Origin of the sequence: Rufibacter radiotolerans (assembly GCF_001078055.1) — a bacterium.
GTDB classification, from domain to species: domain Bacteria; phylum Bacteroidota; class Bacteroidia; order Cytophagales; family Hymenobacteraceae; genus Nibribacter; species Nibribacter radiotolerans.
Map to the genome: position 1 here is coordinate 3,745,878 of NZ_CP010777.1, position 16,075 is coordinate 3,761,952.

At 55.6% G+C, this 16,075-nt stretch carries 10 protein-coding genes; 7 read left to right on the forward strand and 3 right to left on the reverse strand.

Annotation, left to right across the window (positions count from 1 at the left end; translation table 11 throughout):
- Nucleotides 1–312: 312 nt before the first annotated feature.
- From mfd to TH63_RS15200, 6 genes are all read left to right on the forward strand, one after another.
- Entirely contained in the window at nt 313–3,669 is a 3,357-nt protein-coding gene (gene mfd, locus TH63_RS15175; protein WP_048921687.1) for a transcription-repair coupling factor, read from the forward strand.
- 125 nt (nt 3,670–3,794) lie between these two features.
- The gene (locus tag TH63_RS15180; protein ID WP_048921688.1) at nt 3,795–7,265 is read left to right on the forward strand and encodes a PAS domain-containing protein; all 3,471 of its coding nucleotides are present in this window, start codon (nt 3,795–3,797) and stop codon (nt 7,263–7,265) included.
- A 25-nt stretch (nt 7,266–7,290) separates the two neighbouring features.
- Nucleotides 7,291–7,695: a response regulator gene (locus TH63_RS15185; protein WP_048921689.1), complete on the forward strand. Its 405-nt coding sequence runs from the start codon at nt 7,291–7,293 to the stop codon at nt 7,693–7,695.
- A gap of 550 nt (nt 7,696–8,245) precedes the next feature.
- On the forward strand, nt 8,246–9,217 hold the full coding sequence (locus TH63_RS15190; protein ID WP_048921690.1) for a hypothetical protein: 972 nt from the start codon (nt 8,246–8,248) through the stop codon (nt 9,215–9,217).
- Nucleotides 9,218–9,486: 269 nt separating this feature from the next.
- A complete protein-coding gene (locus tag TH63_RS15195; RefSeq protein WP_048921691.1) occupies nt 9,487–10,065 on the forward strand; it encodes a uracil-DNA glycosylase family protein in 579 nt (192 codons plus the stop codon).
- Between the two features lie 51 nt (nt 10,066–10,116).
- A complete protein-coding gene (locus TH63_RS15200; RefSeq protein ID WP_048921692.1) occupies nt 10,117–11,265 on the forward strand; it encodes a pyridoxal phosphate-dependent aminotransferase in 1,149 nt (382 codons plus the stop codon).
- Between the two features lie 551 nt (nt 11,266–11,816).
- Here the strand turns inward: TH63_RS15200 and TH63_RS15210 are convergent.
- The gene (locus TH63_RS15210) at nt 11,817–12,356 is read right to left on the reverse strand and encodes a 5' nucleotidase, NT5C type (RefSeq protein WP_197088572.1); all 540 of its coding nucleotides are present in this window, start codon (nt 12,354–12,356) and stop codon (nt 11,817–11,819) included.
- Nucleotides 12,357–12,467: 111 nt separating this feature from the next.
- Here TH63_RS15210 and TH63_RS15215 point away from each other — a divergent pair, with 111 nt between their 5' ends.
- Nucleotides 12,468–13,241: an amidohydrolase gene (locus tag TH63_RS15215; RefSeq protein WP_048921694.1), complete on the forward strand. Its 774-nt coding sequence runs from the start codon at nt 12,468–12,470 to the stop codon at nt 13,239–13,241.
- A gap of 135 nt (nt 13,242–13,376) precedes the next feature.
- On the opposite strand, the gene TH63_RS15220 is transcribed toward TH63_RS15215, so the two are convergent.
- On the reverse strand, nt 13,377–13,799 hold the full coding sequence (locus tag TH63_RS15220; protein WP_048921695.1) for a hypothetical protein: 423 nt from the start codon (nt 13,797–13,799) through the stop codon (nt 13,377–13,379).
- Nucleotides 13,800–16,037 (reverse strand): T9SS type A sorting domain-containing protein, encoded by a 2,238-nt coding sequence (locus tag TH63_RS15225; protein WP_082161730.1) that lies wholly within the window; start codon nt 16,035–16,037, stop codon nt 13,800–13,802.
- Nucleotides 16,038–16,075: the final 38 nt, after the last annotated feature.

Genomic DNA, 16,075 nt, shown 5'->3' on the forward strand with positions numbered 1-16,075 from the left:
ATTTCAGAAAAGCCAAAGAAGATTCAGTAGGGACAGGGCTTGACCTGTCCGCACGCATTGCTTTCTTTAGTGAGTTTTTCTACGGATGCGAACCTCCCCATCCCCCCTTTAATGCTAGAGTCTTCCACCTGGCAGGTCCTCTAGACGCTACGAGGTCTTTTGAGCCCATTTTTCCCAAAACAGCTCAAAACCACTTCTCACCTTTCCTCCTTCCCCTTTTAAATAAAGGAAACTAAGCCTTCCCTACGCGCGTTTCTCTGAGACGGCAGGAATGGCTACCTTTGCTGCCATTATCTCAGGAAAACATACCCCTTGAAAGCAACTCAATTTTTGGATCTGTACCGGCAAGATCCCGTGGTGCAAACCGTGGCCCAACGCCTTCAGAACCCTGAACCTCAACATATTCAATTAAAAGGCCTGGTGGGCAGCTTAGATGCCGTGGTGGCGTCTGCCCTGCAAACCATGCACCCCGGCACCCACCTGTTCATCTTGCATGACCGCGAGGAGGCCGCCTATTTTTATTCTGACCTTTCCCACCTGCTGGAAGAGAGCCATGACGTGCTCCTTTTCCCCAGTTCGTACAAGCGCGCCTACCAGTTTGACGCCACCGAGAACGCCAACATTCTGCTGCGCGCCGAGGTGCTCAACCGCCTCAACAACCGCGGCACGTTAGGCACCCTCATCGTTTCATACCCCGAGGCCCTCACCGAGAAAGTGATCAACAAACGCTCTTTGGTGGCCAACACGTTGGGCGCCAAGGTAGGCGAAAAACTGGACGTGAATTTCCTCACGGAGATGCTCTCCAGCTATGACTTTGAACGCACCGACTTTGTGTACGAGGCCGGCCAGTTTGCCGTGCGCGGGGGCATCGTGGACGTGTATTCGTACGCCAACGAGCTGCCGTTCCGTCTGGAGATGTTTGGCGATGAGATTGAAAGCATCAGAACCTTTGACCCCAACACGCAGCTGAGCGTGGAGCAGAAAAAGCAGATCTCCATCATCCCCAACGTGCAGACCAAGCTCCTGCAGGAAACCCGCGAGTCGTTCCTGGATTTTATCCCCGAGGATAGCAAGATCTGGCTCAAGGATTACCGCCAGACGGTAGAGGTAGTCTCTGAGTCGTATGAGAAGGCGGAGCAAGCCTTTCATGAAATGCTGGAGCACAGCGCGGGCGTACAGATTGTCTCCAAGCCCGAGGACTTGTTTGAAAGTGGCAAGGCCTTCAAGAAAGGGCTGGACAAGTTCACCCTGGTGGAGTTTGGCAAACGCTTCAACTTCAAGAACGCCGAGGTCATCCAATTCCAGGCGCACCCGCAGCCTTCGTTCAACAAGGATTTCCAGCGGCTGGTAAGTAACCTGCACGAGAACCAGAGCAACGGCTACGTGAACGTCATCGCCGCCGAATCACCCCGCCAGGCCGACCGCCTTACCACCATCTTTGACGAACTGGACCAGGACGTGCGGTTCCATCACCTCATGCTGGCCCTGCGCGAAGGTTTCGTGGATGACATCGTGAAATTGGTATGCTACACAGACCACCAGCTGTTTGAGCGTTTCTACAAGCACAAAACCAAAGAAGGCTACTCCAAATCAAAGGCCCTTACCCTCAAAGAACTCCGCACCCTCAAGCCCGGCGACTACATCACGCACATGGACTACGGCATCGGTCGGTTTGCCGGCCTGGAGAAAGTAGAAGTGGGCGGAAGGTTGCAGGAAGCCATCAGGTTAGTTTACCGTGACGATGATTTGCTCTACGTGAGCATTCACTCGCTGCACAAAATCTCCAAGTACACCGGCAAAGAGGGCACACCGCCTACCATGAGCAAACTCGGCTCGCCGGAGTGGGAGAACAAGAAAAAGAAGGTCAAGAGCAAGGTCAAAGACATTGCCGCTGAATTGATCAAGCTCTACGCCAAGCGCAAGAAAGCCCCGGGCTACGCCTTCTCCAGAGACGGTTTCCTGCAGGCTGAGCTGGAGTCTTCGTTCATCTATGAAGATACCCCAGACCAGGGCAAGGCCACCGAGGACGTGAAGAACGACATGGAGCTGCCTCACCCCATGGACCGGCTGGTCTGCGGCGACGTGGGCTTCGGGAAGACTGAGGTGGCCATACGGGCAGCCTTCAAAGCCGCCTGTGACGGCAAGCAGGTGGCCGTACTGGTGCCTACCACCATCCTGGCCATGCAGCACTACAAAACGTTCAGAGACCGCCTGGAGGCGTTCCCCGTGCACGTGGAGTACATTAACCGGTTCAAGACCACCAAGCAGATCAAAGAAACCCTGGGCCGCGTGGCCGAGGGCAAAACGGATATTTTGATTGGCACGCACCGCCTGGCCAGCAAAGACGTCAAGTTCAAGAACCTAGGCCTGCTCATCATTGACGAAGAACAGAAGTTTGGCGTAAAGACCAAGGACCGCCTCAAGGAGATAAAGGTGAACGTAGACACGCTCACCCTCACGGCCACGCCTATTCCGCGTACGCTGCACTTCTCCTTGATGGGCGCCCGTGACCTGTCGGTGATCGCCACGCCTCCGCCTAACCGCCAGCCGGTGCAGACCGAGCTGCACGTTTTTGATGATATCCTTATCCGGGACGCCGTCGCCGCCGAGTTGAAGCGCAAAGGCCAGGTCTTTTTCGTGCACAACCGCATCGCGGACATTGAGGAGATGGCCGGACTTATCCTGAGGCTGGTGCCCGACGCCAAGGTGACCTACGCGCACGGTCAGATGGACCCCGAGGAACTGGAGAAACGCATGATGCGCTTCGTGGAGGGCGAGTATGACGTGCTCGTGTCTACCAACATCATTGAAAGCGGCCTGGACATCCCCAACGCCAATACCATCATCATCAACCGGGCGCACATGTTTGGGTTGAGTGACCTGCACCAGATGCGCGGGCGCGTGGGCCGCTCCAACAAGAAAGCGTACTGCTATTTATTGACCCCGCCGGTGTCCGGACTGCCGTCCGATGCCCGTAAGCGCCTGAGCACCCTGGAGGAGTTCTCTGATTTGGGCGAGGGCTTCAAGATTGCCATGCGTGATCTGGACATCCGCGGCGCGGGCAACATGCTGGGCGGCGAGCAGAGCGGTTTCATCAATGACCTGGGTTTTGAGGCCTACCACCAGATTCTGGATGAGGCCGTGCAAGAGCTCAAGGAGACCGAGTTCAAGGACTTGTTCTTCAAAGAGCTGGAAGCCGAAAAACTGCTGGACCCCGTGCGCGAGTGCTCTATTGAAACCGACCTGGAAGTGCTTATCCCGGACTCCTACATCAGCAACATCTCTGAACGCCTGCAGATGTACAGCAAGCTGGACCGCGTGAAAGACCTACCCGAGCTGGAGAAGATGGTGGAGGGTATGGTTGACCGTTTCGGGCCGATGCCGCCGGAGGTAGAGCAACTGGTGAACATTGTGAAAATGCGCTGGGAGGCCTGCCACCTGGGCTTTGAGAAGCTTACGCTCAAGAAAGATACGCTTAAAGGCTACATCCCTAGCGTGAACAATGAGGCGTTCTTCCAGTCAGACACCTTCAGCCATATTCTCAGCTATGTGCAGCAGCATTCGCGGCAGAGCAGACTCAAAGAGGCCAAAGACAAGCTGATCGTGATTGTAGACAACGTCACTTCGCTGGAGAAAGCCAAAAACGTTCTTGCAGAGATGCAGGACTAGAGCATTTTGGGCCTGTTTTTGGAAAAACAGGCCCAAAACAGCTTATCCATTTCTGCCAACTATTCCCTAACTTCCATGCAGGAACGGCCTGTCACGTTGCTGCAGCACCTATTAATAACTAGAGTATGATTTCCTCTCAAGCCCCTGTTCCCGCCCTGGACCTAATCTCCTTTGTGCGTGCCTTACCGGGGTTGCATGTTTTTCTATCCCAAGATCTTACGGTGCTGGAGGCCACAGATGACTACCTCTCCGCCACCTTATCTACCCGGGAGCAGTTGCTGGGCAAGAACCTGTTTGAGGCTTTCCCTGCCAACCCGGCCTCTGCGGTCGCCAACTCCACCCGGTCTATCAGGGAATCTTTGGAGTACGTGGTGGCGCATCGCCAACCGCATATCATTCCAGAGGTGCAGCGCCATGACGTGGCCGGCCCCACCGGGGAGTACGAGGAAAAATACTGGTCGCTGCAAAGCAAACCGGTGCAAGATGCTCAGGGCAACGTGATCTACATCATCCACAGTGTGGTAGATGTCACAGAAACTCAGAGGCAGCGCCAGGAACAGGAAATTACCAAAGGCAGCATGCGGGCCTTTGTGGAGGCCTCAGGCGGCACCTCCTGGGACTATGACATCAAAAACAAACGGTTCTACTGGAGCAAGAACTTTGAGCAGGTCTTCGGGTACCCCGTGTCTGATGAAGGGGAGTTACCTGAAGAATGGGATACCCGCGTGCACCCGGCAGAATATGAGGCGCTGCGCGAAAGCCTGAACCAGGCTGTGCAAAAGAAAGAAAAGGCCTGGACCGGTAAGTACCGCTTCCTCAAAGCAGACGGTACCTACACCTACGTCATGGACCATGGCTACATTCTCTACAATGAAGAGGGGCAGCCCTACCGCATGCTGGGCACCCTGGTAGACATTGGCCGCCAGCTGGAGGCCGAACTCCTGGCCAAAGTTAACCTGGAGCGCTTTGAGCTGATGGCCAAGGCCACCAATGACGTCATCTGGGACTGGAACCTGGAGAATGACTACGTGTGGTGGAATGACGGCTTCAAGGTTACGTTTGGGTATAAAGAAGAAGACATTGAGCATGACGTCAACTCCTGGTACGGTCGCCTTCACCCAGAAGACGCCGAGCGGGTGGTGGCAGGCATCCATGACGTGATTGACCACAGCGGCACTACCTGGCAGGATGAATACCGCTTTAGGAAGGCAGACGGTACCTACGCCGACATTCTGGACCGCGGGATTGTGGCCCGCAACGAGACCGGCAAACCCATGCGCATGATTGGGGCCATGCTGGACATCACCGAGAAAAACAAGGTAGCCGCAGAGCTTAAAGCAAGTGAGCAGAACGTGCGCGCCCTTCTGGAAGGCATTCCCGAGATAGCTTGGGTAGCCCGCACCGACGGCAGCATCTCCTATTACAACAAAGCCTGGTACGCCTACACCGGCAACGCCGGCCCCGAAGACGACTGGAAGAACGTGGTGCACCCAGAAGACCTGGCTTCTACCGTTACTATCTGGGGGCAGGCCCTGGCCACCGGCAATGAGTACCTCAACGAGGGCCGGCTTAAGCGGGCCTCAGACGGGGCCTACCTTTGGTTTACCATGCGCGCCACCCCGCTGTATGACGGCCAGGGCAATATCCAGGCCTGGATTGGGGTAAATACCAACATACAGGGCCAGAAGGAAATCCAGCAGAAACTGAAGGAGCGTGATGAGTACGTGCAACGCATGCTGGCGCAGGCCCCCGTGCAGTTTGCGGTGCTTAAGGGAGCAGACTGGGTGGTAGATTTTGCCACCCCGCAATTCAAACAGCTTATTGGGGGCCGTGATACCGTAGGCAAGCCTTTCAAAGAGGCCTTGCCTGAGCTGGAAGAACAGGGCTTTTTTAAGATTATTGAGAAAGTGTACACCACCGGCAAGCTGTTCAGGGGGAATGAGGCCCCGGCCTACCTGGACCGGAATGGCACCGGAACCCTGGAGTTAGGCTATTTTGACTTTGTCTACCAGCCCCTGCTCAATGAGGAAGGTACGGTGGAAGGGGTCATGATCCTGATTGTGGAGGTAACCGAGCAGGTGCAGGCCAAACAGCAGGCCCAGAACCTGGCCAACGCCCTGCAGGCCTCCTATGACCGCCAGACGCAGATTCTGGATGCCCTGCCCCACATGACCTTCACCTCCCGGCCAGACGGTTTTGTAGAATACTACAGCCAGCAATGGTATGACTTCCTGGGCACCACCCGTGACACGCTCATTCACCTGGGCTGGGAAAACTACCTGCACCCAGAAGACGTGCAGGCCACCCTGCAGCAATGGCAGCAATCCCTAGCCACGGGTCAGCCCTTTATGGTGGAAAACCGCTGGCGGGCCAATGGCGACGGGGAATACCGCTGGTTTCTGGTGCGGGCGGTGCCGGTGCGCGATGACCAGGGCAACATCACCCTGTGGGTGGGCTCCCACACAGACATCCACCAGCAGAAGGAGACTCAACTGGCCTTGCAGGAAAGCACCCAGCACTTCCAGTTCCTGGCAGACAGCATGCCCCAGCTGGTCTGGACCACAGACGCCGTGGGCTACCATGACTATTTTAACCAGAAATGGGTGGAGTACACCGGCTATGACCTGGAGGCCAGCAAAGGCACCCAGATGTGGAACAACCTGCTGCACCCAGAAGACCAGGAGCGCTCTGCGCGGCGCTGGAAAGAGTCGCTGGAAACAGGCAAACCGTACCAGATAGAATACAGGTTCAAACGCGCGGCAGACGGCGAGTGGCGCTGGTTCCTGGCCCGCGCCCTGCCCCTGCGTGACCCGGAAGGCAATATTCTGCGCTGGTTTGGCACCTGCACAGACATTGAGGAACAGAAACGTGACGAGGAGCGCATGGAGAAGACCAACCAGGAGCTCCGCAGCATCAATGAAGACCTGGACAGTTTTGTCTATACCGCGTCCCATGACCTTAAGCTGCCCATCATTAACATGGCCGCCATTTTCAAGGAGCTTACCCAGAACGCCACCTTCTCAGACCCAGACGCGCAGTTGCTCATTAACATGTTCAACAAGTCTTTAAAGCAGATCAACTCCACCATATCAGACCTGTCTGAGATTGTGAAAGTGCAGAAAGACATAGACGCCCACCAAGAGGAACTGAACCTGGCGGACCTCACCGAGGAAGTGCAGCTCAGCATCAATGACATGATTCAGCGGACCGGCGCCAGCATCCATACAGATTTCAGCCAGGCGCCTACCCTCTATTACTCCCGGGTCAACCTTAAAAGCATCATCTACAACCTGGTGAGCAACGCCGTGAAATATCACTCACCGGACCGGTCCCCCCAGGTGCACCTGCAAACGTACCCCGAAGGCGGCTACACCGTGCTCACCATCCAGGACAACGGCCTGGGGCTGGACATGGAACGGTACGGGCCCAAACTGTTCCAGATGTTCAAGCGTTTTCATGACCACGTAGAGGGTTCTGGGCTGGGCCTGTACATTTTGAACCGAATTGTGCAGAAAAACGGCGGCCGCATAGACGTAAAGAGCCAAGTGAACGTAGGTACAACATTCACTATTTATTTCAGGAATCTGGCCCAATAGCCCGACCCCTATCTATATTTGCTTTATGAAAAGGTTAAACCTGATTTTATTGGTTGATGATGATGAAACCACCAATTATTTAAACAAGCGGCTCTTAACCCGCCTGGAGATCGCTGACCATATTGAGGTGGCCACCAACGGGGAAGAAGCCCTGCAGTTTCTCAAAGACGCCATTGCCAAAGGAGAGCCTTTGCCAGAACTCATCTTCCTGGATATTAAAATGCCGGTGATGGATGGGTTTGAGTTCCTGGAACAATACCACCAGTTGCCTGAGACGGCCCAGAATTCCATGGTGGTCATGATGCTCACCTCTTCGGCCAGCTTCTATGACCTGGAACGGCTTAAGAAATACCGCGCCGTGCAACGGCATATCTCCAAGCCCCTGGAAGAGGCGCACGTGCGGGAGATCATGGAAGAGCACTTTCAATAACCTGACACCGTCACCTCAAAAAGAACTATAAAAAAGGGAGGCCCTATTAAAACAGGGCCTCCCTTTTTTATAGTTCAGCCTGCGCTGAAAGATACGTTTTTATTCAAGATAGCGTGTTCCGTTTACCTAAACCGGCCCAAAGACCCGGTAATGCTACGGCTTATAAATAAAATGGGCCTGGGTTTACCTGGCTGGCGCAACCAGGGGTGTCGCCACTTCCTGGCCTATTACGGGAGCAGATACGGCAGCGGTCATTGCCTTGCCCGTGTGCAAACCCAGATATCACCAGAAAAAATAACAAGAAGACGCCCAGCAGAGGTAGATACCGTTTCATATTTGTAAGCAGAAAGAGTGGTTTCTTCCCTTTACTGCTTTGCCCGTGAAAGGTTGTGGCGTCTTTTGGTTTTGAGCCTGTTTTTTCCAGAACGCCCCCAAACCACCCGCCTCTCCCCGGGGCCGGGCTTAACCCTCTGGCGGTACCCTCGTACATATTCAGGCGAGCCTAGTGACAGCAGCGCGCGCAAACAAGACCAACTAACTTGACAGAACCATGCAAGATAAACCAAGAAACACGTTCTCGCCGGACCAGGAAGGCGACGCAGGGAACCACCAGAAAGGCCGGGAATTGTATAACCGCGACCAGCAGAGAAACCCGCAGAACGCTTCCCTGCAACGGGGCCAAGACGCCCGCTGGGACGAAGGAAATCAGTTCCATACCGGGTACAGCCACCAGACGCGCAGCCACTTCCCGGAAGACAGCCACCAGCGCACCTCCAACGCAGACCGGGGCGGCATCCATCAGCAGCCGCAGCACTACGGCAGCCCCCAGCACCGCAACTACGGTGACACCCGCAACCATGGCACCCCCAGCTTCCAGCAAAGAGGCCACTCCTCCATTGAGCGCAGCAATACCCATTTTTCGCCTTACGGCGATGCCCATCTAACGAATAAGCCCATTCAAGATTCGTACGGCCAGGGACACGATAACATTCATTTTGAAGGCAGGCTAAGTGAGCAGCGCCGCCGCGATGACTCCAACGAGAACTACTATCACGGCGCCTACATTGACTCCCGCGGCGACCACAGAGAGCCGCCCCTGCCAGAAAACAACCCTTACAATGACTATCCCGGCTCCCGCAGCCGCTACAAAGATGATGACTACCGCTACGGCAGCGGCCACCACACCTGGTACCAGGAGCAGCGCTACACCGCAGACAACGGCCGCGTAATGGACCGTGACAAGGGCAGCATCATTGATGACATGGGCGAAGGCCTGCGCGAAGCTTGGCATGACGTATCCCATGGGGTATCTAACCTGTGGCATAGAAACGTAGAGCCAGAACACCGCCGCCCTGAGCAACACCGCGGGGAACACCAGCGTCCTACAGGTGATCGCCACAAATATGAATACCGCGCTCCCCAGGACCGGGGCCTTGAAAGAGGACCGCGGTGGTCAGATGAGACAGACAATGCTGATGATTCCTTCTTCTATGGCAGCGGCAACCCGCCCCGTTACTACTAACCTGTAACCAGCAGCCATATGAAACCGATCATCATCGCCATTGTGCTCACCAGTGTAGCCGCCTCCTGGCTCCTGCTAAAGGCCTTCCCGCAGGATGAGGTCTCAGCAGACGGATATTTAGACGAATAGAGGCTTTCAAAGCCTAACCCTCTGGAGAAGCCGGCCCACGTAAGGGCCGGCTTCTTTATTTTACTTGCCCGGCAGTCTGCGTTTCTGGCCTCTTTTCCTCAAATTTGCCTTAAACCAGAAGCCGCTTTCCCCTCACATCTATGCTGGAAGAACTGCTCACCCAGATACGGGCCTGCCAACTGTGCGCCGCCCATTTGCCACATGGTCCCCGGCCGGTGGTGCGGGCATCGGCCACGGCCCGGCTTTTGGTAGTGGGCCAGGCGCCCGGCACCAAGGTACACGCCTCTGGTATTCCCTGGGATGACCAGAGCGGCAAGCGCCTGCGTCAGTGGCTGGGGCTCACGCCCGATCAGTTCTACAATGACGCCCACGTGGCCATTGTGCCCATGGGCTTCTGCTACCCCGGCACCGGCAAATCGGGAGACCTGCCGCCGCGTCCTGAGTGCGCCGCCCACTGGCACCCCCAGTTGCTGCCCCACCTGCCCCAGGTGCAGCTTACCCTGCTTATAGGAAACTATGCTCAGAAAGCGTTCCTGGGCCCCAAGGCTAAACCTACCCTCACCCAAACCGTGGAAGCCTGGCAGGAATATTTACCGCAGTATCTTCCATTGCCTCATCCTTCGCCCCGCAATATTGCCTGGTTTAAGCGCCACCCCTGGTTTGAGCGGGAGGTAGTGCCTACCCTGCAGCAAATAGTGCAGTCCACCTTGCCCCGCTAGCTTGCCCAAATCTGTTTTTTGCCTATTTTCACAAAAACAGGCTTAAAACGCATGAGCATCTCTTTGCAAAGCAAACTCCCCCGCGTGGGTACCACCATCTTCAGCACCATGAGTCAGCTGGCCCAGCAACACGGCGCCATTAACCTCTCCCAGGGCTTCCCTGATTTCAACTGCCCGCCGGCCCTAATGGATCTGGTCAATGAGGCCATGCACGCGGGCCACAACCAGTACGCCCCCAGCCCGGGTCTGCCGGTGCTGCGCCAGAAAATAAGCGAGAAGACCCAGCTGCTTTACGGCTACTTGCCGCACCCAGACACGGAGGTCACCGTCACCTCGGGCGCCACTGAAGCCCTGTTTGCCGCCATTGCCGCCGTAGTACACCCCGGCGATGAAGTAATGGTGCTGGAGCCCTGCTATGACTCCTATGTGCCGGCCATTGAGCTGAGCGGCGGGGTGCCGGTGTTTGTGCCCCTGCGTTTCCCAGACTTTAGCGTGGATTGGCAACAGGTGGAAGACAGGCTCACCCAGAAGACCCGGCTGCTCATCATCAACTCGCCGCACAACCCCAGCGGGGCCGTATGGCAACCCACAGACCTGGAGGCCCTTGCCCGCCTTACCCAGAAATTCCCGTTTTTAATCCTCAGCGACGAGGTCTACGAGCACATGGTCTTTGACGGAAAGCCGCACCTGAGCCTGCTCACGGTCCCGGCGCTGGCACAGCGGGCCTTCGTGGTTTCCTCCTTCGGGAAGACTTACCATACCACCGGCTGGAAAGTAGGCTACTGCATTGCCCCGCCCGCCCTCACCGCTGAGTTCCGGAAAGTGCACCAATACCTTACCTTCAGCACTGCTACCCCGTTCCAGCACGCCTTGGCTTCTTTCCTGGATAACCAGGAACATTACCTCACCTTACCAGCTTTCTACCAGCAGAAGCGCGACCTGTTCACCCAACTGCTAGCACCCTCCAAGTTTGAGCTGCTCCCCTGCCCCGGCACCTACTTCCAACTGGCCCGCTACTCCAAGATCTCATCTACCCCAGACGTGGAATTCTCCAAATGGCTCACCAAAGAAGCCGGCGTAGCGGTAATCCCCGTCTCCGTCTTCAATCATGACGGCCTTGACCACGGCGTCATCCGATTCTGCTTCGCGAAAAAGGAAGAGACGCTACGTGCGGCAGCGGAACGGTTATGCCTTTTATAGTTCTGAGTGTAGGAAGTGTTTAGGCGGGTTACCAACGAGCAGGCCCCTAACAACTGGAACCACGGACAGGTCAAGCCCTGTCCCTACCTTTCTCCCGCCCGCCGGGCGATACAGGCATTGCAGCCTTACAAGCAGCATACTGGCTACCTGCCCCGCACCTGGCGGAGGGCCGCCACGCGTAGCCCGAAGCATGGGCAGGGGCAAGCAGCTGCGGAACAAACAGCAATGGCGTAAGCTCCCTAGCAGCAGAGGACGGTTGCCCGGTGGTACTGAAAAGAAGCCCCGCCTGTCTGAGCGGCAGCGAGTTCGGGGGTTCTTGATTCTTTTGGTTACTTTTCTCATCAAGGAGAAAAGTGACAGACGCCGGCCGGGCGAAGGAAAGGAATGAGTTTGTAAGGAAGAGTTGGACCGTAACGGCTTAACAGGAAAGAGAAGAGCAGCCTGGGTCGTTGGTGAGAACACCAACAACGGCGGTGGGTTAACTATAGCCAAAAACTAAAATCTGTTTTGAGCCCATTTTCCTTAAAACAGGCTCAAAACAGAAACCCCTTCTACAACAACTTCTCCGCCACTTCCTGCCACGTACTCACCCGCTCAAACTCCACCAAATTCACATTATGCGGCGAGGTAAAGAGCAATTTACGCTCCCCAGAGAAAGTACGCAGGTTCTTGGGCCGGTCATCAATCATTATATCAGCGCCGATAATGCTTTTATCACCGCAGAGCACGTAGTTTTTCCAGCTGATGAAGGGAAAATGGTCTTGTAACCAGTCGAACTTATCAATGAGCGAGTTCCGGAATTCCATGCCCGCGCTCACAATGAAGACCTGGTATTTCTCGGTGAGGGCTTTGATCACGTCCTGGCTGCCCGGGATCACAGTCAGGTCCCGAAAGAAGCCTTCGGCGTTAATGTACTCCCACACTTTATGGGAATGTTCCTGGGGCACGGCCTCAAAAATCTCCTTGCCGTGCAGGGCCTCCAGCTTCAGGTCCAGCGCGAATTCCTGGTTATACAGGTTGATGAATTTCTCAATGGGGTCGGCCATGACCTCATCCATGTCAATGGCTATTTTTTTCTTTTGAATCTCCATGCAGGTTATTGGGTGTAATCAGAAGTAATACTATATTTAGCGTACCAGAAGACGGCAAGTTACCGGTTCTGGTTAAAAAATAGTCCAATTTGTTGTTTCTACCTCCCTTTCATGTCTGACCTGCACGTTTCCTTAATTCAAGCGGACCTACATTGGCACAACCCTACCGCCAACCGGGCCATGTTCCAGCACAAAATGGAGCAACTGCCTTTCACAGATTTAATTGTTCTCCCGGAGATGTTCACCACCGGGTTCAGCATGGATGCCCAGCATTTAGCCGAACAGATGGACGGGGAATCTGTGGCATGGATGGCGAAAATGGCTTTCCACTTCAATGCGGTAGTCACAGGAAGCCTGATTATTGAGGAGAACGGCCGGTTCTTTAACCGCCTCATCTGGATGCGCCCCGACGGCACTTTCTCTCACTATGACAAGCGCCACCTTTTCAGGATGGCCGGTGAGACCGAGGTCTACACTCCTGGCAAGAAACGCCTGATTGTGGAGTTGAAAGGCTGGCGTATTTGCCCCATGATCTGCTATGACCTGCGTTTCCCGGTTTGGTCCAGAAACACGCCTATCAATTATGATGTGCTGCTGTACGTGGCCAGCTGGCCCAATAAACGGCGCCTAGCTTGGCAAACGTTGCTTCGGGCCCGGGCCATTGAAAACCTGGCCTTCTGCGTAGGCGTGAACCGCGTGGGCATTGATGAAAGAGGCCATACCTATGCGGGCGACACGGCAGCCTACAACCTTCTGGGCGAAGAATTGGTGCACCACCAGTATGACGAGGCTATCAGCACCATCACCCTTTCCCGTGACCACCTGCAGGAAACCCGTCACCACCTTCCCTGGAACTTAGACGCCGACGCTTTTTTCCTGAGTTAAACCTTGAAGCACAGAGCCTTTAGGAAATCTTCCTACGGCTTCCTTTCAATCAACGGACCTGTCGGTAGGCCTGTAAGTGTTTTAGCACGCTTGCAGGCTTACTGCCAGGTCTTTTTTTTAACAGCTTTCTGTGGATTACTCTAATAAGCCGGTTTCCATTTTGAGGCTGTTTTCCAGAGAAGAGGCCAAAAACGGTTGCCAGTCGTTTTGCTGGACACTGTGATGGAAACCTATGGCGGGCCGGGCCTTCAGAATAGAAACGATCTGGGGTTGTTCCCCCTCCAGACTGACGGCAGCGGCAGCACCTTTCTGCAAGATAGTTTCTATGAAAGCGGCGGCTACACCTAACCGCTGTTTTGGGCTTGTTTTCAGAAAAACGACGCAAAAACGCGCTTCCTGCAGCAGCTTCTGCGCATAACCAAGCATGGCGGGTTCAGAAGCCGCGTCTACATCCAGGGTCACTACTTTGGGGTAATGTTGCTTCACCCAAGTCAGCACCGGCTGCCTATAGGTAAATGTTCCCTCTTCGGTGAGGTCCACCAACACCATCGCTACCATCTAGTGCTGGACTACAAGTTTGTGGGTGGACGCCTTGCCATCTGGCAGTACCACGCGCAACAAGTAAACCCCTGACGGCAGAGCCTGGGTAGAGAGCGTATGTGCTGTATTGGCTTTGGTTTTCCCTTGCGCCACTTTTACGCCTAATAGGCTGGTCAAGGTATACGAAGCAGCTTTCTCCGTTACCAGTTGCGTGAATCCGTTGGCGGGGTTGGGGTAAAATTGAATAGCCTTTTTAGCCGAGGTTGCTTCCTCATCCATGCCCAAAGGCTCAGTGATGGCTCTCAGAAACCGGATGCCCCCAGCCAGAGTACCCACCAGAAATTCGGGCAGCTGGGAACCGTCGTTGTTTATATCAGCGGCCGCCAACACCATTCCTGCGCCAAAGGTGGCTTTGGCATATTCCTGCCGCAGGGGTTCCCAGAGCACATTTTCCTCCAGCGGAAAGGCGCCGGTCAGATGTGCTTTGAAAGCTGGGTAGACCCTCAGTTGCCCGCCGTCGTCAGAGGTAAGCAGGTCGGGCTGGCCGTCACGGTTCAGGTCTGCCACCATAACCTGCAGGCGCCGGCGCTCCACGTTGGGGCCAATTCCGCCCAGGGCTTCAGAAACCAAAGTCCAGGTGGGAGAAATATTGGTGCCGGTGTTGCGGTAATACGTTAAGGCGCCCGAAGATTTCCCGATGAGCACGTCCAGCGTTCCGTCACCGTTTACATCAAACAAATAAGGGGTATCGCCCCTGAACAAAAGCAAGCCGGGCACCGGAATTGCCTGGGCCAGCGTAAACTGCGCGGGTTGCCCGGCGGCGGCCTGGTTGAGCAGGTACTTGAATTCTACCGAGGCGGTGGCAGGGTTATAGGCGCTCCAGGCCAGGTCCACTTTCCCATCAGCATTAAGATCCAGCAGTTGCGGCTTCAGGGCTTGCAGGTTGAGGGCCGCAAAACCCAGATAATCTGGATCCGTGGCTTCAAACACGGCTTGCTGGGCGGTGCCTTTATTTTGCCACAGTGCCAAGGAGGCCGAATAGCGTCCATTCTCTAACGCAGCGGTATTGCCCACCAGTAAATCAAGGGCGGTGTTCCCTACAAGATCGCCCAGCGCCGGGGCAGCGCCCTCACCTACTTCCAGCATCTGGTGTTGCAGGAACGGCTGTTTGGCACTCTGGAAGCGGGGTTTGGAGGCGGTGCCGGTGTTGGCGTATACCCACACGGAGTTCTTCAGGTCCACGTTCTGGTGCGAATTGCTGGTCATGTTGGGCGCCACCACCAGGTCCGGAAGTCCGTCAAAAGTGACATCCAGGTAATATGCCGCCGGAAACACGCTGAACTGCCGCCCCTCAATGTCTGGGCCGAAGTTATAGCCGGCGCTGGTGATCTTTGGTTGCTGGTTGGTACCGGTATTGAGGAGGCTGGCCAGATCTGGGCAATCGTCGTGGCCGTTCAACAGATCCATCACGCCGTCTCCGTTCAGGTCCAGGGGCAGCACGCTGGAACCCCCAATGTGGTGAATGGCTGGGCACTCCGCGCCAAAGGCATAGCTGTGACAGGTGCCTATGCAGCGGGTCACCTGCCCCCACCAAGACGAGGCGCGGGTGAGCTTAAACGTACCGCAGGCCAGACCCTGCTCTATCTGGTCGTTCCGAAAATACTCCAGCTTGGCCCCGCCAGACCATTCCCAGGCCAGAATATCCAGGTCGCCGTCGCCGTCCATGTCCGTGATGGCCGGCATGTCCTCAGAACCAATAATCAGGTTCACGTTGGCGTCATACAGCAGCACCGGGTGGGTAAGGTTAAAGGTAAGGCCCGGACTGGCAGTAAAGGAATTGGTGTACACGGCCACGCCCTGGCCGGAGGCGGTGAACAGATCAGGCTTGCCGTCACAGTTAAAATCACGCAGCACAGCGAAATACCTGAGCTCCTTGGGGAAGGCCTCGGCGTACTGCGGTGCCGGTTGGTAGCCCCAAACCCCGTTGGTGCGTACTGCCAGGAAAGTAGCCACCTTCTGGGAGCTTCTATCAAAGACGAATAGATCAAGTTGCCCGTCCTGATTCAGGTCAATGGCCGAGAACTGCGGGCTGTTGAACCCACCGGCCCAAGCCAGTGGCAAGGCTTGCCCCTGCGCGGTCTGCACCACGGGGCCAGTTGCCTCCTGAAGCCGGATGGGTGTCTGGCTAAACGCAGTTTGCCAGATGCCCGTTACCCAACATATAAAAAAGGCTAGTAACTTTAATGCACGATTCATTTATTTGTAGCACGTAACGTGAGAAAGCAAGTTAAGCT